20 protein-coding genes and 1 pseudogene are annotated in these 23,200 nt (G+C 59.5%); 5 read left to right on the top strand and 16 right to left on the bottom strand.

The window, feature by feature from the left end; genetic code table 11:
• Window positions 1-3 precede the first annotated feature (3 nt).
• From MJ8_RS32730 to MJ8_RS06955, 14 genes are all read right to left on the bottom strand, one after another.
• Window positions 4-393 (bottom strand): DUF269 domain-containing protein, encoded by a 390-nt coding sequence (locus MJ8_RS32730; RefSeq protein WP_412177096.1) that lies wholly within the window; start codon window positions 391-393, stop codon window positions 4-6.
• A gap of 263 nt (window positions 394-656) precedes the next feature.
• Window positions 657-1,883, bottom strand: coding sequence for a TlpA disulfide reductase family protein (locus tag MJ8_RS07015; RefSeq protein ID WP_225248162.1), 1,227 nt, complete (start codon window positions 1,881-1,883; stop codon window positions 657-659).
• 615 nt (window positions 1,884-2,498) lie between these two features.
• Window positions 2,499-3,365: a universal stress protein gene (locus MJ8_RS07010; RefSeq protein ID WP_201413712.1), complete on the bottom strand. Its 867-nt coding sequence runs from the start codon at window positions 3,363-3,365 to the stop codon at window positions 2,499-2,501.
• A gap of 101 nt (window positions 3,366-3,466) precedes the next feature.
• Window positions 3,467-4,252, bottom strand: a complete 786-nt coding sequence (locus tag MJ8_RS07005) for a response regulator transcription factor (RefSeq protein WP_201413711.1) — start codon at window positions 4,250-4,252, stop codon at window positions 3,467-3,469.
• Between the two features lie 27 nt (window positions 4,253-4,279).
• Entirely contained in the window at window positions 4,280-4,759 is a 480-nt protein-coding gene (locus MJ8_RS07000) for a NifX-associated nitrogen fixation protein (protein WP_201413710.1), read from the bottom strand.
• 18 nt (window positions 4,760-4,777) lie between these two features.
• On the bottom strand, window positions 4,778-5,275 hold the full coding sequence (gene nifX, locus MJ8_RS06995) for a nitrogen fixation protein NifX (RefSeq protein ID WP_201415334.1): 498 nt from the start codon (window positions 5,273-5,275) through the stop codon (window positions 4,778-4,780).
• Window positions 5,241-6,623, bottom strand: coding sequence for a nitrogenase iron-molybdenum cofactor biosynthesis protein NifN (nifN, locus tag MJ8_RS06990; protein WP_201413709.1), 1,383 nt, complete (start codon window positions 6,621-6,623; stop codon window positions 5,241-5,243). The genes nifX and nifN overlap by 35 nt, the downstream gene beginning before the upstream one ends.
• A gap of 8 nt (window positions 6,624-6,631) precedes the next feature.
• Window positions 6,632-8,122 carry a nitrogenase iron-molybdenum cofactor biosynthesis protein NifE gene (nifE, locus tag MJ8_RS06985; RefSeq protein ID WP_201413708.1) on the bottom strand — a complete coding sequence of 497 codons (1,491 nt, stop codon included), beginning with the start codon at window positions 8,120-8,122 and terminating at the stop codon, window positions 6,632-6,634.
• Between the two features lie 165 nt (window positions 8,123-8,287).
• Entirely contained in the window at window positions 8,288-9,829 is a 1,542-nt protein-coding gene (gene nifK / locus MJ8_RS06980) for a nitrogenase molybdenum-iron protein subunit beta (protein ID WP_201415333.1), read from the bottom strand.
• Window positions 9,830-9,960: 131 nt separating this feature from the next.
• The gene (gene nifD / locus MJ8_RS06975; protein WP_201413707.1) at window positions 9,961-11,463 is read right to left on the bottom strand and encodes a nitrogenase molybdenum-iron protein alpha chain; all 1,503 of its coding nucleotides are present in this window, start codon (window positions 11,461-11,463) and stop codon (window positions 9,961-9,963) included.
• A 96-nt stretch (window positions 11,464-11,559) separates the two neighbouring features.
• Window positions 11,560-12,453 (bottom strand): nitrogenase iron protein, encoded by an 894-nt coding sequence (nifH, locus tag MJ8_RS06970; RefSeq protein WP_201413706.1) that lies wholly within the window; start codon window positions 12,451-12,453, stop codon window positions 11,560-11,562.
• A gap of 821 nt (window positions 12,454-13,274) precedes the next feature.
• On the bottom strand, window positions 13,275-14,336 hold the full coding sequence (locus MJ8_RS06965; RefSeq protein ID WP_201413705.1) for a helix-turn-helix domain-containing protein: 1,062 nt from the start codon (window positions 14,334-14,336) through the stop codon (window positions 13,275-13,277).
• The gene (locus tag MJ8_RS06960; protein WP_201413704.1) at window positions 14,312-15,484 is read right to left on the bottom strand and encodes a type II toxin-antitoxin system HipA family toxin; all 1,173 of its coding nucleotides are present in this window, start codon (window positions 15,482-15,484) and stop codon (window positions 14,312-14,314) included. The genes MJ8_RS06965 and MJ8_RS06960 overlap by 25 nt, the downstream gene beginning before the upstream one ends.
• Before the next feature lie 373 nt (window positions 15,485-15,857).
• Entirely contained in the window at window positions 15,858-16,802 is a 945-nt protein-coding gene (locus MJ8_RS06955; RefSeq protein ID WP_201413703.1) for an aldo/keto reductase, read from the bottom strand.
• Between the two features lie 134 nt (window positions 16,803-16,936).
• Between MJ8_RS06955 and MJ8_RS06950 the strand changes: the two genes are divergently transcribed.
• Window positions 16,937-17,818: an AraC family transcriptional regulator gene (locus MJ8_RS06950; RefSeq protein WP_201413702.1), complete on the top strand. Its 882-nt coding sequence runs from the start codon at window positions 16,937-16,939 to the stop codon at window positions 17,816-17,818.
• On the opposite strand, the gene MJ8_RS06945 is transcribed toward MJ8_RS06950, so the two are convergent.
• Window positions 17,713-18,114 (bottom strand): winged helix-turn-helix transcriptional regulator, encoded by a 402-nt coding sequence (locus MJ8_RS06945; protein ID WP_225248160.1) that lies wholly within the window; start codon window positions 18,112-18,114, stop codon window positions 17,713-17,715. The two genes, MJ8_RS06950 and MJ8_RS06945, sit on opposite strands and share 106 nt — an antisense overlap.
• 6 nt (window positions 18,115-18,120) lie before the next feature.
• On the opposite strand from MJ8_RS06945, the pseudogene MJ8_RS06940 reads away from it, so the two are divergent.
• Window positions 18,121-18,466: pseudogene (locus MJ8_RS06940) on the top strand (aldehyde dehydrogenase family protein); the annotation flags it as partial.
• A 217-nt stretch (window positions 18,467-18,683) separates the two neighbouring features.
• Here MJ8_RS06940 and MJ8_RS06935 read toward each other — a convergent pair.
• A complete protein-coding gene (locus MJ8_RS06935) occupies window positions 18,684-19,844 on the bottom strand; it encodes a DUF2235 domain-containing protein (protein ID WP_201413700.1) in 1,161 nt (386 codons plus the stop codon).
• A 434-nt stretch (window positions 19,845-20,278) separates the two neighbouring features.
• Here MJ8_RS06935 and MJ8_RS06930 point away from each other — a divergent pair, with 434 nt between their 5' ends.
• The 3 genes from MJ8_RS06930 to MJ8_RS06920 all read left to right on the top strand — a co-directional run bounded on the left by MJ8_RS06930 (window position 20,279) and on the right by MJ8_RS06920 (window position 23,152).
• The gene (locus MJ8_RS06930; protein WP_201413699.1) at window positions 20,279-20,734 is read left to right on the top strand and encodes a MucR family transcriptional regulator; all 456 of its coding nucleotides are present in this window, start codon (window positions 20,279-20,281) and stop codon (window positions 20,732-20,734) included.
• A 632-nt stretch (window positions 20,735-21,366) separates the two neighbouring features.
• Window positions 21,367-21,834: a hypothetical protein gene (locus tag MJ8_RS06925; protein WP_201413698.1), complete on the top strand. Its 468-nt coding sequence runs from the start codon at window positions 21,367-21,369 to the stop codon at window positions 21,832-21,834.
• Between the two features lie 784 nt (window positions 21,835-22,618).
• Complete coding sequence (locus tag MJ8_RS06920) at window positions 22,619-23,152, top strand: peroxiredoxin (protein ID WP_201413697.1); 534 nt, start codon at window positions 22,619-22,621, stop codon at window positions 23,150-23,152.
• Window positions 23,153-23,200: the final 48 nt, after the last annotated feature.

The following is a 23,200-nucleotide window of genomic DNA, read 5'->3' as shown; positions in this document are numbered from 1 at the left end:
CCTTCACGCCAGCGCGACCTCGGGACTGGCTTCGGTGGCTGCGGTCGCATCGTCGACCAGTCTGGTACCGGCCTCCGCGAGTTGCCGGAACGTCTCGAAGCCGAACCGGTGGATCTCCGGACAGAACGACCCAACGCCTGGCGCCGAAAAGCCCGCACCCAAAGCCTCAAGTGTTTGGCCTCCACAATTGGCGACATCACCGGGCGGAAACGCTCCGCAATCGCAAGCCCGACGGCGCTGTAAAACATGTCGAGCCTCCACAGCGCGTGGGGATTGGGATAGCCCATGCCTGGGCTCCTGAGCACGGATCAGCCGCACGAGGCATTTGACAAACGGGGTGGCAAGGGCCGCCTCGTCCTCGCTAACAGCAGCGCAGACCGCGGCGTCAGACATTCTTCTAGTCCTCTTCCTCAAAACACGATTTGCTTTCTCGGCAGCGCCTGCTTCGGGCGCACGTGCGCGGCCGACGCGCGGCTCGGGGCAGGCATGTCCACACAATCGATGTCCCGCTGACCGACCTTGGACGCATTTTCGAGCGCGAGAGCTTCTGGGCGGCTTCGGGTCCAACATCGCTTTCGCCGCGATGGGGCCGACGATCATCGCAAAATCCGCGCCTTGAAAGTGTTGCAAAGGATCCAACCGACGCTGCATGGGGCCTACTTGCTGCGGTCACGCCAGGGAAATGGACGAACTGGCCAGTAAACATTCAGGTTGACGCCCCTTTTTATGAATTTTCCCCGGCCGGTCGCGCGATGGCTTCCCCGGGAAATTACTTTGCTGAGCTGCGCAAAGAGCGCTGTAACAGTCCTCCCGGCCTTGTAGTTAGCCAAGGCCTGCAGCAAATCAGGTAGGAGATGTTGTCTTAGATCGTCGGAGGCAGAGTCTGGACCGCCAAGCGACTTCAGTGCCAGCCTGAGCAACTCGATCGCGCGATCCTTCTTGCCGCTGTCGTAATAATATCTGGCCACCGCCGAATAGGACCGGAACTTGGGGCGGTCGCCTTGCGGCGGATTGAGTGCCAGGATGTGTTCGGACAGCTCTTTGCCCATCGCGAAGCGCTCGGCAGACGGAAAGCGCGAATGGTCTTGCGTCGGACCGAAGAGTTGCCCTAGCGCTGCAAGCATCCAATCTTCGGAGTTTCTTTCGATCGCGTCGCGAACCAATTCGCGCATGAGGGGGACGCCGGTCCACATGTCGTGCATTTTGTGAAGCACCAAATGCACATGGGCCAGGCGGAAATTGATGTCGTCCGGCACCAAGGCGATGCCCTCTTCAATCGCCGAGAGCGCCGTCTTCCAATCTTCTAGCTTCACTGCCGCCCAAAATCTGTCATTGATCGGCTTTCTCAACGCCTGTTCGCGCGCTATTGCGCCGTTTCTGGCGATCCGCTCGATATCGGCGGCTTTCGCTTCATCGCTGGCGCGCCAGCTGCCGTAAAGCACCTTCGGCAAAACCTCATCGAGCTGCCTGGGAGGACCGACAAAGGCGATGCGGCCGTCCCGGTCGACCACGAACGAGGTCGGAAGCCCGACAGAAAAGCTGGGCTCCATCCAAAACTTGTTCATTTTGCCTGTGGGGTCGAACGCGATCCGATAGTTGAGATCCGAGCACTTGTCGGTCAACCACGCGTCCAGCTTGGTTCGGGCCTCATCGGCCGAGGAAGCGTCTTCGTCAGCCGCTATTGCGATGACTTCAAGTCCGCCGTTTTTGTATTTCTCTTGTAGCTCCACCAGATCGAGCAGCAGCGCCACACTCGGTCCGCACCAAGTAGCCCAAAAGGAGACAACGTACACTTTGCCGGGCTGGAAACTCGAAAGCGGCTCGCCACGCAACCAGGTCTCGACTTTGATCGAGGGAGCCAGTGACTCCATCTGCAATGCCACGTTGCTCTCCAAGGCTATTGCCAAAGGTTGCGACTTTACCCGCACGCTTATTTCCCTCGTGGCGAGGGGGCACACGGGTTCAGGAAAGGGAAGCATCGCTCGTCTCGGGCATCTGACGTGCACCTAGCCATTACTCACTCTTGCCGTATCCAGTGTTGCCGCATCTCAACCAGCAAAGGCCGTGCCAGTGCGCTTACGCGCAGCAGGCGTATGGTATCGCTTCGAAAACCGCCCATGTGCCCAAGGTGGCCTGTTGTATTGAACCCGACATGTTCGCCGCCCTTGTCAGGTTTCGGACATGGATCACGCGCTCCGCGCCGCCGGGAAAAAGCCAGGCCACGGACCACTCAATGTGTATGCCGGCCCGAGGAAGGGAGGGACATGATGATCGCACCGGCTATGACCAAGATCGTCATGGTCGTCCGCTTCTTGTCGGCTTGAGCGTGTGCCGTTACGGTCTCTCAGCCGGTGGCAGATCCCGGCATTTGCGATTGCAAAGGCCGCTCCGTGTGCGTGCCGCCCATAACCCCTCGCCTAACCTTCGCCGACTTGGCACCAAGGCAGGTGACGCGGGGAAGCATAGCTTCGAACGGCATCGGTGCACCCTCGGAAGCGTCAGCGCGCCAAAAACAGCGGCAATGACGGCTTTTCTTCTATCCATCTCCTCACGCCACCGAAGAGCCGCTCGCGCAGCCGCCGGCTGCCATAAGCGCCCATGACAATCATGTTGGCGGACGTGTCGATTGCGTGCTGCGCCAGCACCGTTGCCGGCGGTTTGCCGGCGCTCGCCAGCCGGTCGACTGACACCCGAACACCATGCCGCGCAAGATAGGCAGCTATATCGGCTCCCGGCTCCACGCCGTTTGCGGTCGAGGTCACCTCCGGATCGACTAACGTGACGCGAACTTCCTCGGCAGCGGCTAGCAAATCCAGCGCTTCGCCAACCGCACGGGACGCCTCGACGCGCGAATCCCAGCCGACCAGCACACGCCGCGGCGACAGAGTCGCCTCAGCATCCTTCGGCACCACGAGCACCGGCTTTCCGGTATCGAACAGACTGCCGTTGATAACAAGAGACCCGAGATTGATGTCGTTTAGAACTGCTGGGCCAACGACAGTGAGGTCGCTGCAGAGCGCCCGCCGTCGCACCGCGTCACCGACGCTGGCGTGATCGCAGTAGTCGGTATCGACGTCATAGCAAATCCACATGGCTCTCAGCAGTTTTTGAATGTCCCTGGATGTTTTTTCCAGAATGGCCATGTCGTGTGAAAATCTCTCGATTTGCCGATATTGTCTTTCCAGTCTCGCAATGGCCGCTGCGGATTGCCTTGGCCACTCGGCGACGCAATCGCCTAGCGGTGGAGGCGCCATGATCAGTACCGAAAGATACGCACCGACCTCGGCGCACAAGCCGGCAGCTATCCTGACGTCTTCATCGGAGTGGTCAGACCCCGTCACACAAAGTACGCTTTTGAAGGCCATGTGACCGCTTCCGGGTATGTCATCGTACCTGCAGGCCGTGTTTCGGGGCCGTAAGGACTTGGCTTGCGCGGATGGGAACTGGCACCAAACCGGCACGCCATTCAGCCATCCGACTTCTCCAGCGAGTAGCCGGCCGATCTGACGGTACGAATGACGCTTCCGGGCGAGGCCGCCTTCAGTGCCTTTCTGATCCGGCTGATATGGACGTCGACGGTGCGTGCACCGATGTGGATATTGTCCGGCCAGGCCGCCTCGATCAGCTCGTCTCGGCTGAAGACCTTGCCAGGAGCCTCAAGCAAATGCCGCAGCAGGTTGAACTCGAGCGGTCCGAGATGGATGTCGTGACCATTACCGCGAACTCGGTAGGCATCGAGCTTCATCTCAAGGCCGCCGCAGCAGAGCCAGCTGCCGTTTTCGACCCCGTTTGAACCAGGCCTCGGCAGCGCCAGTTTCGTCCGCAGACAGTCAAGCAGCGTGGCCGGCTTGATCGGCCGCACAAAGCTCTCGTCAATGCCTGCCTCCAAGAGATCGAGGTGCTGGTTCTCGGCGCCGGGCGCTATCAGCGCAATAACGGGAAGGCCGCCGGTCCGCGGCTCCCTCTTGAGCCTGGCGCAGAGTGTGGAGCCCGTTGCGGTTTCTGGTCTGCAGTCCAGCACGACTGCCTGAAGTGCTCGCTCATCGGCCGCTGCAAGTGCTTGCTTGACGCCCCCAGCCGGCTCGGTCGTGAAGCCGTCCACCCCCAGAATGTGATTGAGGAACAGATACAACTCCGTGTCTTGCGAACAGATCAGGACCAGTGGCTTCATCGGCGCCATCCCAAGAACCAAATCGGCCTCGACCGCCTCGGTTGGGTGGGCCGGCCCTGATATGTCCTCAAGGACTGGCATGATCCCCATGCTCCGACAGAGGCTCCATCAGGCCCGTGCCACCTCGGGATAGGCTTCAATCGCTGCGGTCGCATCGCCGGCGAGTTTCGTACCGGCCGCGGCGAGTTTCCATAACGTCTCGAAGCCGAACCGGTGGACGTCGCGCAGCGTCTTCGACAGAACGACCAACCGCCCGGCCGTGAATAGGACGCGCCCGAAGCCCTCGTGGCTCAGCTCCATCATGGGCGACGCCATCAGGCCGGAGCGCTCCTCTATCGCGAGCCCGACGGCAGTGTAAAACATGTCGAGCCTCCACAGCACGTCAGGATCGGGATCGCCGATGATCGGGATCGCACGGCGCTTTTCCTTTGTGATGATGAAGTCGCCCAAGAGCTCGACGTCCGATTTGCCTTCCCATGACCCATAGGAATCCTGGGCACGGATCAGTCGCACGAGGCATCTGACGAACGGAGTGGCAAGGGCCGCTTCGTCCTCGTTGGCAACAGGGCTAAGCGCGGCGTCAAACATTTCGCCTACTCCTCATTTTCAGTCCTCGTCATCGAAGGACGGTTTCTTTTCAGCAACCCCTGCCTGGACCAGCACCTTTCGCAGCCAGGGGGGAGGACACGTCCTCAGCATCGTCTGCGTGCGCAAGAGCACCTCTTGGATGGTTTGGGGCTGCGGCACTTTGATCGGATGGATTTTTGCCGAAATAACTTTGGCTGCCGACGGTCCGCCGATAGCCAGGCAAAACAGGAGATGACAGCCCTTCAGCGCTTCCACCTTCGGAGTGATGCGATCATCGCCCTCGCTGCGATGCTTCCCGCTCTCGTCGGAAACGTCGTCGAAGGCCACGGCTTCGGCAAGCTGCCACTCCTCACGTGTGATGTCGTAGACAGCAAAGCGCTTGGCCGACCCGAAATGGGCATTGAGGTTCTTCATGTCTTGCGTGGCGATCGCGACGCGCAAAGCGCCGGCCTGCCTGAGCGGCGTTGATGCGTGAACCTCGTCAGTGACGAGCGTAAGGCGACGAACGGAGCTCATCTGGCATTTCTCGGTGGCGGAATGGATCAAGCGCCTCAGGCGTCGGCGCATGCCGGTCCGCCTGGAAAAGGTTGGCAACCTCGAAGATCAGGTCGCGGGTCCCCTGATAGAGGATTGTGAGCTTGTGCTGGCTGCCGAGCCGGTCGAAAATCGGGAAGCCAACGCGCATGAGCGGGATGCCAAGGCGCTGCGACGCCTGGCGGCCGTGGGAGTGGGTAACGAGAAGATCGGCGCCGGCGCCAAGAGTTTCCAAATCGCCGAGATCGCCAATTTGAACCGACTGCGCCGGTACTTTCGCCAGAACTTTCGACATATGGGTCGTGGTGACCGCCGCCGCGATTTCGGAGCCCATGCCGACGAAGAACGTGGCGAGTTGATAGAGCTGGTCTGGTTCGGCAGCGATCGCAATTTTCTTGCCTCCGAAATGGAAATGTCCGTCGAGCAACGCGTCCTGCAGCTGCGCCCGGCGACGGCGTATCCCGGCCGGCACAGCCGCGCCCGAAATTGCAGACAGCAGCGAGACGAACCGGTCAGTGCTCTTTAATCCGGTCAACGACTGGAACAGCACGTAAGGCACGCCGGTCAGCCGGTAGAGCGTCTCGACCGGACGGCGCATATGCTCACCAATGACGATGCATTGCACTGCTGTGCCAAGCTCGCGGATATCCTCGACGCTGGCACCGCCATAGGTGGTCGTGACCCAACGGTCGGGCACCGTACCGTCGAGCGAGCCGGAGATGTCAGGCACAATCACCGGCTCGAGGCCGAAGCTTTCAACCACCTCACGCAAATGCTCGATATCCGCCACAGTAAGGTTCCAGCCAGGCAGGATCGCGATCTTCTTCGATTGCCGCGCCTGCTCGCCTGGCCTCGTGATCCTTTCGATCATCGCCGTGACAGCCTTGGCCCAGCCCTCTTCGATCGCGCCGTCGAAATCCGGCGTGTTGGCCAGCACGACCTCCGTACCGGCGAGTTCTTCAGCGCGCTTTAGCCTGATAGTGGAGATATCACCGGCGAAATCCTCGCCTCGGGTTTCCGTTAGCGCCGTTGTGCAGACCCCGATCAGCTTTGGCTTTGTGCGGGTCTTGAGATTGAGGATGGCTTCTTCCAGATGGTCTGCCCCGCCAAGGATGGTCGCCACTTCGTCCATCGCGGTGGTCTGCAGAGGGATGGCTTCCTTGAAATGCCGCACGAACAGCACCAATGCGAAGCTGGTGCATCCCTGGCTGCCGTGGAACAGCGGCATCGCACCATCGACCCCAAGAAAGGCCAGGGCGGCACCGAGCGGCTGCGATGACTTCAGCGGATTGACCGCCGCGGCTTTGGTTTGGGGAAGGATGCGGACCATCGGCTTCCTCAACACTCGCCGAAATCGTCGGCCGTCGCGCCGGCGAATTTCTTGAAAGTCTGGACGGTCGCTGCCTCACTCTTCGTGCTCAGCGGTTCGTCCTCTACGGCGGCCTGGCAGTCCCACGGTGGCGGCTCCCGCACCTGGCGCCAGATCGGGTTATGGATGGCCAGATCGATTTGGCGCACTAGTTCCACCATGCCGTCATAGCCGGCATAGGGCTGGTGACGCTCCTGGTTGATATCGAGCCAAGGCGTCTTGGCCTTCAGGGCAATAAATTGCGTGCGCCCGCCCGACAGCATGATGTCGGCCTCATGTTTTGAGAGCATGGCGTAGAGCTCGCGCGCTGCCATGGTCTCGAACATGTGGTTCTCGTCCTTGAGTATCTGCTTGATGCGTTCCTTGTCTTCGAGCGTCGATTTCTTCACCGAGGTGCCGACGATCTCGATCCCGATCTCCATCAGCGCATGGACGACCGACCAGGACTTCACACCGCCAGTGTTGAGAAGCACGCGCTTGCCTTCGAGCCTTGGGCGGTAGGTCGCGAGCTTCTTCCAGGCAATCGCTTCCTCTTCAGCGATCAATGCCTCGGTGCGGCCGAGGAGCTCCGGATCGGCACCCTTCTTGACGAGCAGTCGAGAGATCTGCCGGAGCGCTTCGGAAGTGTCGGTGATGCCGTAGAAGGAGCCCTCGAAAAACGGGATGTCCCAGCGCTGCTCCATCTTGCGGGCGAGATTGATGAGCGCCGTCGAGCAAACCATCACGGCCGCGCGCGCGCGGTGCGCTGAGGCAATATCGAGATAGCGCGCGTCGCCCGGAATTGAGGCGCGCACCCGGATGCCCAGCCGATCAAGGAGCGGCTTCACCAGCCAAAATTCGCCGGAGAGGTTGAATTCCCCCAGGATATTGATGTCGTAAGGGCTGGCATCGTCCGGCTCTACCGTGCCGATGACATGGTCGAGCAACGCTTCGCCGGCAAGCTTGTTGCCAAGATTCTTGGAGCCGACGAAGCCCGGCGCATTGATCGGCACCACCGGCAGTCCGAACTTTTCCGCCGCGCGTTTGCACACGGCCTCGATGTCGTCGCCGATCAGTGCCGTCACACAGGTCGAATAGACGAAGATCGCGGGCGGCGCGTAAATTTGGCTGATCTCGCGGATCGCTTTGAAAAGCTTCCGCTCGCCCTGCCCCATCACCACGTCGAGTTCGCTAAGATCGGTCGTGAAGCTTGTGCGCCATAGCGTCGGCCCGGAGGAAGCCGCGCCACGGTTGTCCCAGGAATTGCCCTCGCAGGCGAGCGGAGCATGGATGAGATGCGCGACGTCGGTGATCGGCTGCAGCACGATTTTTGCCCCGTCGAAGGCACAGCCGCCGGCTGCCGCTCCGGGGGTCAGCGGCTTGGAACAGCCTTTCTGGCGCGCCTTGGCATCCTTGGCGCGGTTCTGCTCGCAGGCAGGTTCGTTGAAGACATCCTGGATTTTGGCGTTGAGCGAAGACATTGCGCCGGCCTCCAAAGCCCCTCAGGTTGCGACCGGCCTCACCGAAAAGCCGGCCGCCGGTCCTAAAGCGCGTGGCGATCTTTCAGATTCGCTCCGCGCGCTTTAGGTTTTTGGTTTCACGCACGTCTTAGCCCCGAAACCGGTTCCAATTTCAGCAGACGTGCCTTAGCGGGTGAGGTCATAAGAAAAGTCCGTCACCCCCGTCTCGCTTGTCTCGCGATCGAGCTTGTCGAAGATCTTGTCGAGGATCGTCGTCAGGACGCGCAACCCGCCTTGGTAGCCCATGAGCGCAAAGCGATGGTGATGGTGCCGGTCGAAAATCGGAAACATCAGCCGAATCAGCGGCGTGCCGGTGTCGCGTTCCAGATACTTGCCATAGGAATTGCCGATCAAAAGGTCCACGGGCTCGGTGAAGAGCAGCGATCGCATCGCCCACAGGTCCTTGCCCGCCCAGACCTGAGCGCCCTTGCCGAAGGGCGAGGATTGAAGCAGCTCCTTCATCTCGGCTTCCCACGCCGAAGTGCCGTTAGTGGCGAGGCAATGCGTCGGCTCGCCGCCTGTTTCCATGACGAAGCGAGCCATGGCGTATACAAAGTCTGGATCGCCGTAGATCGCGTATTTCTTGCCGTGCAGCCAGGATTGGCTATCCGCCATGGCGTCAACAAGTCGGCCACGCTCCAGGCGAATTGCCTCGGGGATTTCCTTGCCGGAAATCGCGGAGATCTCCAGCAGGAATTCGTCGGTGGCCTGGACACCTAGCGGGTAATGGAACGAGGCTGTGGCCTGGCCGACCTCCTCGCAATATTCCAGCGTTTTTCGGGTGTTGTGATGCTGTAGCGAAAGCGTCGCTTCGGCGTTGAGCGCATTCCTTACGTCCTGGATCTTGGTGCCGCCGTCATACATGCGGTATTCGCCGTCTGACGGCGTGTCGAACTGGTCAGAGGCGTCCTGGATGAAGGTATAGGACACCCCCATCAGATCGAGCAGGCGTTTTAGTTCCCGGTTGTTGCCAACGCAAAAGCCGTCGAAGCCCGGAATGAGGTTGATGGTTCCTACAGATTCCGTCCGCTCCTCGCCTTTCCAGAAGTGTTCCAAAATGCCCTTGACCGTAGCGTCATAGCCGTCGACATGGCTGCCGACGAAGGCCGGCGTGTGGGCGAAGGGCACGTCGAAGTCGCGCGGGACCGAGCCTTCTTCCTTGGCGTTCTCGATGAAGCTGTGCAGGTCGTCACCAATGACCTCGGCCATACAAGTGGTCGATACGGCTATCATCTTCGGGTCGTAGAGTTTGTAGGTGTTGGCGAGCCCGTCGATCATATTCTTCAGGCCGCCAAACACCGCCGCGTCCTCAGTCATCGAGGAGGAAACGGCCGAAGCGGGCTCTTTGAAGTGGCGCGACAGGTGCGAGCGGTAATAAGCTACGCAGCCTTGGCTGCCATGGACGAAGGGCATGGTTCGCTCGAAGCCTGCGGCCGCGAACACCGCGCCGAGCGGCTGGCAGGCCTTGGCGGGGTTGATGACAAGCGCTTCGCGGGCGAGGTTCTTGTCGCGGTATTCCCACGTCTTGGTGAATTCACCTTGATCGGTAACGACTTGATCTGGGTGCGGACATTCGAAATTCAGCTTCTTCTCGGCGAGCATCTGTCTGTATTCCGGCTCGCGGAAGAGGGGCGCGTGGTCGAGAACTTTTTCGGCCGACTGCGGCATGGTGGTGACCTCTTTTTGCATCTGACCGCGCCATACGAGCGGGACAGGGACATCAAAAACGTTTCGGGTCGCGGACTACGGGGGCCGCCGGTTTCACGTCTCGTTGGGAAGACAAGGCTAGGGGCAGGTCTCTATTCGGCAGCCATTGCCCGCCCTCGGCTCGGACGTCTTTTCCAAGGCGCCTCGTAGAGGCCCCAGACCGGGTTGTTGATGGCAAGATCCACGTCACGGGCGAAAATGGCAAAGCCGTCATAGCCGTGATAGGGTCCCGAATAATCCCAGGAGTGCATCTGACGAAACGGAATGCCCATCTTCTGCACCGGGTATTTTTCCTTGATGCCGGAGCCAACGAGGTTGGGGCGAACCCCCTCGATGAACTTCTCCAACTCGTAACCGGTCACGTCGTCATAGATGAGCGTGCCGTTCTTCACGTAATGGGCGGTGCGCTGATAATCGTCGTTGTGGCCGAACTCATAGCCAGTACCGACGATCACCATTCCTAGGTCCTCGTAGGCTGTGATGACGTGACGGGGGCGCAGGCCGCCGACATAGAGCATCACCGTATTGCCTTCCAGCCGCGGCCGGTATTTGGCAATGACCTCGTCGACCAAGGGCCGGTACTTGGCGATGACGTTCTCGGTCTTCTCCTCGATTTCCGGCCCAAAATGCTTAGCGATCTTGCGCAGCGAGGCTTCGATCTGGGAGGGGCCGAAGAAATTGTACTCCATCCAGGCAATGCCGTACTTTTCCTCCATATGCCGGCAGATATAGTTCATTGACCTGTAGCAATGGATGAGATTGAGCTTGGCCTTCGGCGCACGCTCTATCTCGGCAAGCGTTGCGTCGCCCGACCAGTTGCCGACCACGCGCAGGCCGATCTCCTCGAGTAGGATGCGCGAAGCCCAGGCGTCGCCGCCGATATTGTAGTCGCCGATCACGTTGATGTCGTACGGGCCGCCCTCAAACTCGACGTCCTTCTTCTCGAAGACCCAGTCGCGGATCGCGTCGTTGGCGATGTGGTGACCGAGCGATTGGGAGACGCCGCGGAAGCCCTCGCAGCGCACCGGCACGATCGTCTTTTCGAGCTCCTTGGCCTTCTTGCGTGAAACCGCTTCGGTGTCGTCGCCGATCAGCCCGATCGGGCACTCGGACTGCACGGTGATGCCGTTGTTCAGCGGAAACAGTTCTTCAATCTCGTCTATGATCTGTTCCAGCTTCTTATCGCCGCCGAAAACAATGTCCTTCTCCTGGAAGTCGGAGGTGAACTGCATTGTCCCGAAGGTGTCGATTCCCGTCGTACCAACGTAGTAGTTCCGACGTTGCGACCAGGAATATTGCCCGCAGCCGACCGGGCCATGAGAGATATGGACCATGTCCTTGACTGGACCCCACACCACGCCTTTTGAGCCGGCATAGGCGCAGCCGCGAATGGTCATCACCCCAGGAATGGACTTGATGTTCGATTTGACGTCGCATTCGGAAAGGACGTCCCTTTCCTCGCCGACCTCTTCGCCGCTCTTTGCGACGCTGAGGTGCCTTTTGCGGCGCTTCGCCGTCTTGTCGGGATATTGCGACAGCACCTCCTCGATAAGCTTCGCATGAAGAGCACCGTCATTTTCGTATTCCAGGCTCATGGGACCCCTTTCAAGTTCGCGTGACGCCTCGCCGGTGAGGCGCGGTTGTTCCAAAGACGCGCCAGTCAAGGCAGCGCCTCATATCGACAACGCTCGTTACAATGCGGCCGCCTTTGCCGTTTCCTTGGCCTGAAGCTCGGCAAGCATCTGCTCGTCGGTCTTCATGATGCCGAAGTCGAGCAGCATGTCTTCGAGCTCCTCCATGGTGATCGGGGTCGGGATGGTGCCCTGGCCCGAATTGGCATGGATCTTCTCGGCCAACGCGCGGTATTCCCCGGCCTGCTTTGAGTCCGGCGCATACTGGATTACCGACATCTTCCTGAGTTCGGCATGCTGGACGATATTGTCGCGCGGCACGAAATGGACGAGCTTGGAATTGAGCTTGGAGGCCAGGGCTTCGGCGAGGTCGAGCTCGCGGTCGGTTTGGCGCTCGTTGCAGATCAGGCCGCCGAGTCGCACGCCGCCCGAATGGGCGTATTTCAGGATGCCCTTGGCGATGTTGTTGGCGGCATAGAGCGCCATCATCTCGCCTGACATGACGATGTAGATTTCCTGCGCCTTGTTCTCGCGGATCGGCATCGCAAAACCGCCGCACACCACGTCCCCGAGCACGTCGTAGGAGACGTAGTCGACATCGTCATAGGCGCCGTTCTCCTCGAGGAAGTTGATCGAGGTGATGACGCCGCGGCCGGCACAGCCGACACCCGGCTCGGGGCCGCCCGACTCCACGCACTTGATGCCTTTGTAGCCGATCTTGAGCACGTCCTCGAGTTCGAGGTCTTCCACCGAACCTTCCTTTGCCGCAAGGTGCAGCACGGTATCTTGCGCCTTGGAGTTCAGGATCAAGCGGGTGGAGTCGGCTTTGGGGTCGCAGCCCACGATGAGGATTCTCTGCCCTAGGTCGACAAGGGCGGCGAGTGTATTTTGGGAGGTGGTGGACTTGCCGATGCCGCCCTTGCCGTAAAAGGCGATCTGACGCAGACCTGACATGTAGCTTTCCTTCCTTCGTTCCATTCATCGCGGCTGCCCGCGACATGAATGCCGATCGGCAGCTCTCGCCGCCTCGCACCGAAGGGTCTCAAGACTCGTGCCAACTTGGCTGATGGGGTCGAATAAAAAATTTCGTATTTTCTTTTCAGCGGTTTAACGTAAGGCAAAACAGCAGATGACCAAAAAGCTTCTGTGTAGAGGACCCGACAAAGGCGACAGGGCGCGTCGGATTGCGTTGCTAGCTACCGCAGTTGATATCGCCCGACCTGGTCCTCCCCGCCACTAAGTGATCACTGCAGCGGGAGCCCCGTCTTTTTTGCAACGCAACCCTTGATGAGGAGCAAGCAAAGTACCTCGGATGTGTCGTTGGAGACGATTGCAAAGATCCGCCGCCGTGCCTTGGCCCAGGGGAAGGTGATAGAGGTAGCATCAGTATGCAGCCGTCGGTCCTTCCGCGCCAACCGGCGCGCGCTTCCAGCCAGACTGGAGGTAATTTCCTTGGCAAGATCCTCAGCGGTACCGCCAACCCGCCGGGGCTTGCCCTACGATCCAATCCAATGATCGGCTTTGACGCCGAGCGTATATCCTTTGCCGGTCCCGGCGGACGACCTGCTCGACGTCCCCAACGCCGTTCAAGGCTTTAGATCGGGTGGCTGCGCGGCGTCGATCGGCTCATGATAAACACTCGTGGGGTTCTATTTGACACGTTCACTACGGGAGCGCATCCGCCATGTCACAAGTCGGCGTCCAGGACGAGGCGTGGGTTGCGCCAGGCGATCACCCGCCCCCCCACCCAGCAGGTGTGACGGATGAAAATTCGATCACCTCTGTTTCCCAAGAGGCTCCGGGCGCGCCTGGGCCAATGCGCGTTGTCTGCCGACAGAGCTGTTGAGCAGCCGGTGCACCTCGGCTTCGACGCGGTTGAGCGAGAGGCCGGCCACGCCAAACCTGTCGTAAAGTGACGCAAGCAATGGCGTGAGGTACTCGGCCAGTCGGTCCTCGATGGCATCGGCGGGGAGCGTTGCCTCCAATACCGCTTCATCGCTTCGAGCGGGGTGGCCCTGGACAAGCAGATCGCTCAGCGGGTTTGCCCACGATCGCAGGACGCGGCCGGCAAGCCCCGAAAACATGGCGCGGAAATGGACCACCACGGAGCTACTCGGACCCTTCCGCAGCAGCGCGGCAAGACTTTGCGCATGCAACAAAACCTCGCCCATGCGCCATAGGGGAAGCGTCGTATCGAGGATGCTTCCGGCAGGGAATGTTTCCTCGCCATCCTCCTGATAGCCGCGGATGAGGAACATGCGTCCCGACGGCGCGGCGCGCCAGAAATCGCAGAATGCCGGCCCGCCAAACCCGCGCTTGATGTCATCGCTTTCGGGGGGAAGCCAGCATTCGATCAGGCCATTGATCTCGTACGGTTTGACGGCTTCTCGCACCGGAATCCAGAAAGGCGGCCAACCCGTCTTCCTGACCAAAGCGTTTTGCAGAATAATTTCGAAGGCGGACAGTTCCAACGTCTTAAGCTCGCCCTCAAGCCAGTAGTCGAACCGATACCAGCCATTGGGGAAGCGCGCCGGCGAATCCTGCGGGAGCGGAGAAACCAGTTCGCGCCAGCGTTCGAACGCATCTCGCACAAATCGAGCTTGCGAATCTTGTTCGGAAGGCTCATCGACCAAGCCTACCACGCGCAGAATATCGAGCGCCTTGGCAAGCGTTAGGGTCGTTTCGCCGCGTTCGAACGCCGCCATCGTGGGATGGCTTACGCCCGCGAGCGCCGAGTGTTCCTTTTGCGTCAGGCCCTCCGCCTTGCGACGGCGTACGGCCTCTTCGACAAATCGTTGCCACGCGAGTGGAGCTATGGTTCCAGTATTCTCAGGCATGAATTGTCCACGATCTCTTTGAACCTGTGTACGAAGCCGTCCGGCGGCTCGGCGTCAGGCGGACGGATGATGGATGCAGCCTTCTCCACCTGGCGCTTCAACAGCTTGAATGTCTGGTCAATTGCCCTGTCCGGGAGGCCGATCTCCCTGCCGAAAGCGCGAAAAACCGCCTGATTGGCTGCGTCCAGGTGAACCTTCTGGCCACTGATCGACAGCGCCAGGGTCTGGTCGAATCCGTCATAGAGCGCAGTATTCACCACATCATAGGCAGGAGATAGCCGCAGTCCCGTCGGCGTCTCCAGCAGCGAGAAGTTTTTCAGATGCGCATCGCAGTTTCCGATCAGGGTGAACACGATCAGTCGGCTGAAAAACCTCAGCAGGTCGATCGGCGCGCGTGAGGAGTGCCGGCGGATGATCGCCGCTATATCCTCATAGGCCGCATCATACTTGCCTGCATAATCCTGCCCCTTCGGTTTACCGAGGATCTGCGCACAGTCTTCCAGACGCAGCTTCCCGCCGTTGGCTTTGCGGTCGAAACGGGTAACAATGAGCGCCGTGTCATCGACGGCCGCGATGAAAGACGTTGTGAACGCCGTGGCTTCCCTTTCCCCGAGAACAGCGGCTGTCCATCTCAGACTCAAAAGCTCGTTGCGAACGAGGCTACCTATCCGGTCGGAATTGAACTTAGCGATGTAGGGCGCCGCTCCCGCAGCAGTTGCGGGAACGAACCTGCCTTCCTCGTCCTTGGTCACGAGCAGCTTCTTTTGGACGCCTGAGACCGTACGTCCCGGAGTGGCCGTCGCCTCGGTGATTTCGGGAAATTTTTCGGCATCCTCCGAGGGCCGAATGCTGACCGCCCCGATGCAGTCGCGGCCGTAACGAAGCAGCAGCCCGAGATCGTCTTCTTCAACGACATGCGCCGACCGGGCCTGCTGTTCACGAAGCCATCCCTCCGGACCAAGGTGCTGGAAGAATGGATGCAGACCAACCTGCCATTCATGCTCGCGTTGCGCGGAAGGCAGGCAGCAGGCGATATCGCCCTTATTCCAGTCCGGATGGTAAGCGAAGCGTGTTCCGCCGTTGGCGGTCTCAACCAACGAACCGGCGGTTTCGTCCCTGAATAAAATATCAGCGCTTCTCAGCACCATGCAGCTTTTCCTTAACTCTCGGCCCTACCCATCATTTCGGCGGCCAAAAAAAAATTCATTCATAGCTGCAATGTGTGTACCTCTTATTAAATAATCAATCTATAATTTCATTTTTTTGGAAAACGAGAAATCCATAAGCTATAATTTCCAAACTTGACATCAAGCCCATGCCCAAAGCCAATCTGTGAAGCTATGGCTCGAAACAAGCTCCGCTAAAGCCATTCCATGAACCCATACAGGTGATCGTATGTCGGTGCCTTCCGGAGCGGAAAGGAGCAGGCTCGGCAGCTCACAGCGCTTCATGTGTTCCAGATACCCAACCCTTCCAGACGCAGATGCGCGGACTTGAAAACACCCTTCCTACGGGGTGATCCTACTCACCCCAAACACGTCCACCGACGCCCCCGGTCGGCGCGATCTCGTCAATGCGCTTGAGATCGGCATCCGTCAGCAGGAGTTCGGCAGCCAAAGTGTTCTCCTGCACACGTTTTGGGTTGCGAGAACCTGGGATGGGAATGATGTAGTTCTTTCGCGCCAGCAGCCAGGCTAACGCAAGCTGAGAGAGGCTGACGCCTTTGGCGGTAGCGAGTGATGTGAGCTCCTGCGCGATCTCTATGTTCTTGCCGAAATTCCCTGGCGCCCACCACCCGAGATTCTGCCGAAAATCGTCGTCGGCGTAGTGATCGCGAGATGTTACGTGGCCAGTCAAGAAACCACGCGCCAGCGGCGAGTATGCCACCAGACCGATATCCAGTTCCTCAAGGACCGGCAGGAGCGGCTCTACATCCCGGGCGAATATTGAGTACTGGTATTGCTGCACCGAAATAGGGGCGACAGCGCTGGCGCGACGGATGGTATCCTCGTCCGAGTTGGACAGGCCGAGATATCTCACCTTGCCCGCTTGGACAAAATCCCGCATTACGCCCACGACGTCCTCGATTGGGACGCTGGGGTCGGGGATGTGTTGGTAGAGCAAATCGATGGTCTCGACGCCCAGATTCCTGAGGCTGGAGTCCACGACCTGGCGTATGATTTCCGGTCGGGAGTCGGGAGCGTAGCTTTCCGTCAAGCCGAATTTCGTTGCGATCGTCACCTGGTCGCGGATCGGGCGCAGGGCAATACCGAGCAGCTTCTCGCCTTCGCCCCAGCCATACATGCGGGCAGTGTCGAAGTGGGTGACGCCGAGTTCATGGGCACGGCGGATGGCCGTGATCGATTCCTTGTCGTCGCTGGGGCCATAGCCGATGGCCGTACCCATGGCACCATAACCAATGGCACCGGCCGTGAGGCCGTGGCGGCCAAGCTTGCGCTGCTGCATCGTGAATGTCCTTTGGCATATGTCGCACCAATGTGGCTTTTAGAGGCCGACTGGGCGATGCTCGATTCTGGTGATTCATTGCCTGATCCTGCCGATTGCTTGACGGTTCCAGGCGAAGGGGAGCAGATCGTCTCATGACCGATCTTGCGCAACTCAAAGCCGTCGTCCTGCGCCATGCCGGCAAGCCGCAACCGAAAATGCCGCGGGTCAGCGTCAGCACCTTCGACCGACCCTCCGAGCCCGGCTGGTTGGTCTACGACCCCGTTGTCTGCTTTGTGCTGCAAGGGTCCAAGCAGGTCTTCATCGGCGACCAGGTGCTGGAGTACGGCGCCGGACACTGCATGGTGGTGGCAGCCGAACTCGCCGCAATGGGTCAGATCAGCAAGGCTTCGGCCGAGCAGCCCTATGTCGCGATCAACCTCTACATCGATCCGGGGGTGATCTCGGCGCTGCTCGTGGAGATGGGCGGCATGCCGGAATTGCCGATGGATAAGGGGTTTGGATTTAGCCCTGCAGGGCCGGCACTGATCGAGGCTTGGCGGCGCTTCGCGGAACTTCTGGACCACCCCAGTGAGATTCCGGTGATGGCACGTCACAGGGAGCACGAACTTATGTTCCGCCTCCTCATGGGACCACAGGGCGCGCTGCTTCGGCAGATCGCCGGCACCGGCAGCCGCCTGTCACATATCCGGCGGGCAATGGCATGGATTCGCGAGCGCTACGCACAGCATCTGAGCATCGAGGCCATGGCCATGGTGGCCGGCATGAGCGAATCGGTGTTCCATCGCCACTTCAAGGCGATTACGGGTTTGAGCCCGCTCCAGTACCAGAAGCAAATCCGCCTGCATGAGGCGCGTCGGCGCCTGATCACGGAGCATACGGAGGCGGCGAGCGTGGCCTACGCGGTCGGTTACGAGAGCGTTTCGCAATTCAGCCGAGAGTACAAACGCCTCTTCGGCGCACCTCCGCGGCGGGACGCCGGAAAAATGCAGAACATCGTTGAGCCAAGTCCATAACCCCGGAAGCACACATGCAGCTCGCACGGCACGGCGGGGAAAGCTGCCGGACTATTTCCGCACGTGCTTTGTCTCTTTGTCGTGGAACGCAAATGGGCTTCGATTGCCCCCCGATGATCCAGGACCCATGCAGCCAGTTGCATGATCGGTACGGCAAGGGAACTGCCTAACTCCGTCAGGCCATACTCGACCTGAGGCGGCACGGTCGGATGGACCTTGCGGCTCACCATCCCGTCCGCTTCCATCCTGATCGATGTCCTGCTGCGCGGCCTTGACCCGCAGATGGGGTGATGCAAGGCTAGTTCGTCAGGCCGACTATTTTTGCCGACGTTGACAACGCGATGCGCATCGCACGCGAGGAAGTGTTCGGCCCGGTCCTTGCCCTTCGACACGGAAGAAGATGCGATCGAAATCGCGAACGATACCTCATACGGTCTTGTCGCTTACATCCAGACACGAGACCCTGCCCGGGCAGAGCGGGTCGCGTCCCGGCTGCGCGCGGGGATGGTGCACATCAATGGCGCGCCGCTGCGATATGGCAGCCCATTCGGCGGATATAAGCAGTCCGGCAATGGGCGCGAAGGCGGCAAGTTCGGCCTCGAGGATTTCCAGGAGGTCAAGACGATACACAGGCCGGACGCGGCCTGATGCCAGTCCAGACCGGGTGTGGTAGCGCGGCACAGAAGGTCGCCGAGCCGCCGGAACAGGGACACGCTCCCCGCAGCTCAAGCATCAAAGAGGAGGCGGGACAAGCAGGAACTTCATCCACGCTGCCGGCCAGGATGTGGCCGCCCGGCCGCCAGTACTGCCCCGACCAGAACTCGGCTGCCGGAAGCCTCGCCTCTAACCATTGTTCTGGCGCAGGCTAGTCCGGCACTTTTACATTCGCATCGGCTGCCAGCACGGAATGAGTGATTTCCGACGGGTCCACTCGGTTTCGGCTGGCCCAGGCCTCCAGGTTTTGAGGCCTGTATGACGGGTTTGTCCGCCAACGGTCAAACACGCTCCGGTCGATCGTTTCGTTGATTGTCGAAGTTGTGGCGGTACTGCCGACGGACGCTTCCGCCCCGATCGGTCGGAAGTAACGGCGGCTGAAGAACCGATACATGCCCTCTAGAAAGCCCGCATACGAGTCCGCTATTGGCGAATTGACATTGGCTTGATCGGTTTCGACCACCCCGCGAAACTTGAGCCCATGAGTTGCGGCTTTCGCCATCAGCCAACCTAGCGGGACCTGCGCCAGCAGATCGCTGGGATAGCCTCCACCAACATTGGCATGGGCGCCCACGAACCAGCGCTGTTCCACATTCTCGATAGGCCTGGCTGGTGCGGGGTTTGCCCCGGCAGCGGTTGTTCTGGTCCAAAGCGTAGGAGTGAAGGAAGCGCGGTGCTCATCGACAGCCAAGGCATGGTAGGCATTGGTATTGCTTAGCCTCAGATGAGTATCGAGGAACCGGTATTTCGCGACGTTGCGCTTCATGCCGACGGGAACGCCCAAGGACCCCACCGTGTCCCAGACGCCGATGAAGTCGATGGTGATAGGGCTTGAATATCGAAGCAGCCACGATTCCTCGAGCACCAGGCTTGCTTGAGGGGTCGCTCCGCTCTCGATGCTCTGGATCAGTTCCCGGATCGTCCTGTCGGTCCTGCGGCGATAACGGCCGTAGAGCTGGTTGATGGACAGCGGCGATCCTGGCTTTAGGAGACCGCATTTCGATATGAAGCCAGATAAGCTTCTTGCCGTGTAGGCGCCGCGACTGAACCCGAAGATGAACAGGCGGTCGCCCTCGTTATAGTTGTCGACAAGCCATTTGTAGGCATCCGTAATCTCGTGATCGAGACCATAGCCGAAAAGACCGCCGCGGATCCTCTCGCCCAGTTGAGTGCCCACCCCAACGCTGTAGTAAACCGCCTGCTCAGGATCAGCCGGATCGCAAAGCGACTTTAGCCGCCATACGTTTGTGTTGTCTCCGACGGTGTTCCAGGTGCCGTCGAGAAACACTGCTATTCGCTTGGGAGCGCCCACCTGCCCCTCCACTATGTTCGTCGTTCAAGTCCAACCTAGCCGATTCTTGTCCACGGTTTGAACCCTTGTTTAGTGCAGCATGATTTTATTGATGCCAAAAGCTACCTCTGACACGTTGTTACATGGATTTCGAAGCAACAACGCTGCATACGAATTCTGATCGCGAAGTGAACGTATCGCTCTAGCCGAATATCAAGACTCGCATGTTTCTATCACTTGCGTCTCAGTTGAAATACGAAAAATCGGCAAGGGCGAAGATGCCGGTAGGTCAGCCTATTCAACCGAATGGGTTTCCGATCACCCGACTGACCGACAAGCATCTGAGATTTTTCGACCGTGATGCCGCAACTCCATTGGCGAGCCGCAGAAACTGCAGTACATAACGGCTCGCGAGCGGGGGGACGCCTTTTAATCGGTACTTAGGAGCGAATACCTTGGACGAACAACACCAGACGCAGAGTGATCATCTGGTTGGACTGACCGCGGATATTGTCTCGGCATATGTGAGCAAAAATCCCCTCCCCGCCTCCGGACTGCCGGATCTCATTGCTTCGATTCATTCGTCGCTGTCAGGAATCGGCCAGCCAGCCGCAACCGACCAACCGAAACAGGAACCGGCGGTGAATCCCAGGAGATCAGTGACAGCGGACCACATCATCTGTCTCGAGGACGGCAAGAAGTTCAAATCGCTGAAGCGGCACCTGGCTGTCCATTACGGGCTCACTCCGGACGAATACCGCGAGAAATGGGGACTGAAGCCGGACTATCCCATGGTTGCGCCAAACTACGCGGCCCAGCGATCCTCGCTCGCCAAGGCCGCCGGGCTGGGGCGCAAGCCGACCGCAGTGTCAGCAACAAAGACTCCAGCGAAACGGAAGGCGAAAGCGTAGTGCTTCGACGCCCAGGCGCCATGGCTCGCTAACTTTGCAGCCTCGTTGCCGAACGGGGCGCATCGCACTGCTAGTCAGCCTTCACGCCTTCCTGCGATCAGCAGGTTGGCGTGTTTGCAACGCTTCGATAGCCTCAGGTGGTGCTAGGGTATCCCGTCCGGTAGCTGCCGAGTCCTTGCTGCCGGGCTAAGGTGCCTTGGGAGGGCGATTCGCATGCTGTCCTGACAAAAGGGCTCTACCGCTCGGTGGGGAAAGCAAGTTAGAGGCGGTGAGCTTCGGGGCGATGTTCAGCGAGATCCCAATGTGGACCTCAGACGTTGAATCAGCCATCTAAAGACAGGACCCGGTGCTGTCGGGTTCCGGGCAGCCGCGGCTGAAAAGTGCTATCACGCGTCGGCGTGAGCGAAAGCGACGGCTTCCCTCAGCCCTCACGGGTGGAACCAGGGAAACGATCTGCCTCGATCTCGATTTCTTATATGATCTTATTGGTGGTGATATCATAGAAGTTGGCCCGGTACGCACTCATGCGGACCCGATTGCTCGTAGCGTGAGGCTTTCGACTTCCTCAAGCCGATCAATGATCACCTTCACTGCACGAAGTTCTCCAAACGGAAGCATGGGGAAGCCGGCACATGGAGGTCGAGGCTGCGCAGCGCCGCAAGTTCGTCTATCTCAAGGGCATAGCCATTGCGAACAAGTTCGAACTGCATCGGGTTGAGCTGTCTCACGGATCAATTCAACGAACCATCATCCGGGGCCTCGGTTTCAGCGATGACGACCATTCTGAATGTGCGCTTCAGGTTGATGGGGTGGTTATAGGTGCTCGGTTTCATCTCGTCGGGCGCATCACTTCTCCGTTCCCGCGGTCCGGCCCTTGCCCTTTGGTTGGGCTTCCGACGTTTTTGTCGCCCTTCGGACACAAAAAGATTGATCGAATCGGGCTGTTCGGGACGGCTTTGACCTCCCCGCGCATTAAACGCTTCTCGTTGATCGAGCCCGCGGGCTGCTGCCGCCGCAGCGACAAAGCAGCGCCAGAAAAGAATCTGGTGACCGATGCGGGAACTGTTGGGTCCGCAATCGCCGCGGCGGACGGGCTTTGAGTTACGCGGTCCGGCGAGTCTAGCAGATCGACTTACCCTGCAGGTTTTGCCCCGTGGCTACTGCGAAGGCGTGATCCTTCTGTTCAAAGCGAAATCGAAGCCAGATGGCATGGCATTTGCGCCAACTCATCAGAACCATCGAACCACAGACAAGGCATGAGCGAACCATGGCTGAAAGGCGACGCTCCAGACAAACGCCTGAAGCGACGGCCTCCCTTGCGAATAACCGTCGGGAGGTCGTTCCCTTCAGACGTCCGTGCTCGCTAGCTCTTCTGCGCACGTCTGGTCGCAGGACAATATCCAAGCGCGTGACCTTGGCCCAACTGCTACTTGCCGGTCCCCATCAGCATGTGAATGTCAAGGTGCTCCCTCAAAGGGTACCTGCAATCAATGTCGGCGCCTCACCGGCAACCGCCCGCAAAGCGCTCAATCAGTTTCGTGAGGCGAGGCTCCTGCACGACGTCACAGTCGCGGCGCCACACGCCCATTTCGACTTTCATACTGTCGACCACCGCTACCTTCTCGTTGAGGAGAAGCAGCGGGTTATCGGTATCCGACCAGTGCCATTTGCCGTAAATGGGTTGTTCGATCCGCCCAAATCACTCATATCGATCCGGCCATTCGGATCACGAAGAGGATGGGCCAAGGCCTTTCCGTACAAACCGGATGGAAGAGCGATTTGGAAGCCGCCAAGGCCTTCATCTCATTTCCGGCATGCCGGCCGAGTCGACGTTGCGTCGGCTCCTGCCCAGAAGCCATGCCCTCTTGTTAAAGGAGCAACTTGATGACCCTCACGAAGAAGGTTCCCTTCGTTACCTTTCGCACCCGTGTTCGCGATGAGTCTATCGAGGGGCCAAATCCATACCGCTGGGAAGACAAGACATCCGATGACTATTTCGGCGGCAAGTGCGTCATCCTGTTTTCGCTGCCTGGCGCCTTTACCCCTACGTGCTCGACCTACCAGCTACCCGATTTCGAAAAACTCTATGACGAGTTCAAGAAGGAGGGAATTGACGCAATCTACTGCATCTCCGTCAACGATGCCTTCGTCATGAATGCGTGGGGCAAATCTTTAGGCCTCCAGAAGGTCGAGCTAATCCCGGACGGCTCCGGCGAGTTCACGCGCAAAATGGGCATGCTGGTTGCGAAGGACAATCTCGGCTTCGGACTGCGCTCCTGGCGCTACGCCGCTCTGATCAACGACGGCGAGGTGGACCAGTGGTTCGAGGAAGAAGGTTTTTCCGACAACTGCGAGACCGATCCCTATGACATCTCATCCCCGCAAAACGTTCTTGAGACGCTGAAGGCCGCCGCATGACCGAGTGAACGTCTGGCAGCCCATTACACACGGCCAAGAGCCTCCTCG

This window comes from Mesorhizobium sp. J8 (genome assembly GCF_016591715.1).
Lineage (GTDB): Bacteria > Pseudomonadota > Alphaproteobacteria > Rhizobiales > Rhizobiaceae > Mesorhizobium.
This window is presented reverse-complemented; position numbering and strand designations above follow the sequence as displayed.

Excerpts from the sequence above, each read along its gene's own strand:
- nifH (WP_201413706.1), bottom strand. The coding sequence starts at position 12,453 with ATGTCAGGTCTGCGTCAGATCGCCTTTTACGGCAAGGGCGGCATCGGC.
- MJ8_RS06920 (WP_201413697.1), top strand. The coding sequence starts at position 22,619 with ATGACCCTCACGAAGAAGGTTCCCTTCGTTACCTTTCGCACCCGTGTT.
- MJ8_RS06950 (WP_201413702.1), top strand. The coding sequence starts at position 16,937 with ATGACCGATCTTGCGCAACTCAAAGCCGTCGTCCTGCGCCATGCCGGC.
- MJ8_RS07005 (WP_201413711.1), bottom strand. The coding sequence starts at position 4,252 with ATGCCAGTCCTTGAGGACATATCAGGGCCGGCCCACCCAACCGAGGCG.
- MJ8_RS06960 (WP_201413704.1), bottom strand. The coding sequence starts at position 15,484 with ATGGTGCTGAGAAGCGCTGATATTTTATTCAGGGACGAAACCGCCGGT.
- MJ8_RS32730 (WP_412177096.1), bottom strand. The coding sequence starts at position 393 with ATGTCTGACGCCGCGGTCTGCGCTGCTGTTAGCGAGGACGAGGCGGCC.
- nifE (WP_201413708.1), bottom strand. The coding sequence starts at position 8,122 with ATGTCTTCGCTCAACGCCAAAATCCAGGATGTCTTCAACGAACCTGCC.
- nifK (WP_201415333.1), bottom strand. The coding sequence starts at position 9,829 with ATGCCGCAGTCGGCCGAAAAAGTTCTCGACCACGCGCCCCTCTTCCGC.
- MJ8_RS06965 (WP_201413705.1), bottom strand. The coding sequence starts at position 14,336 with ATGCCTGAGAATACTGGAACCATAGCTCCACTCGCGTGGCAACGATTT.
- MJ8_RS06925 (WP_201413698.1), top strand. The coding sequence starts at position 21,367 with ATGGAGGTCGAGGCTGCGCAGCGCCGCAAGTTCGTCTATCTCAAGGGC.
- nifX (WP_201415334.1), bottom strand. The coding sequence starts at position 5,275 with ATGAGCTCCGTTCGTCGCCTTACGCTCGTCACTGACGAGGTTCACGCA.
- nifN (WP_201413709.1), bottom strand. The coding sequence starts at position 6,623 with ATGGTCCGCATCCTTCCCCAAACCAAAGCCGCGGCGGTCAATCCGCTG.
- nifD (WP_201413707.1), bottom strand. The coding sequence starts at position 11,463 with ATGAGCCTGGAATACGAAAATGACGGTGCTCTTCATGCGAAGCTTATC.
- MJ8_RS06955 (WP_201413703.1), bottom strand. The coding sequence starts at position 16,802 with ATGCAGCAGCGCAAGCTTGGCCGCCACGGCCTCACGGCCGGTGCCATT.
- MJ8_RS07000 (WP_201413710.1), bottom strand. The coding sequence starts at position 4,759 with ATGTTTGACGCCGCGCTTAGCCCTGTTGCCAACGAGGACGAAGCGGCC.
- MJ8_RS07010 (WP_201413712.1), bottom strand. The coding sequence starts at position 3,365 with ATGGCCTTCAAAAGCGTACTTTGTGTGACGGGGTCTGACCACTCCGAT.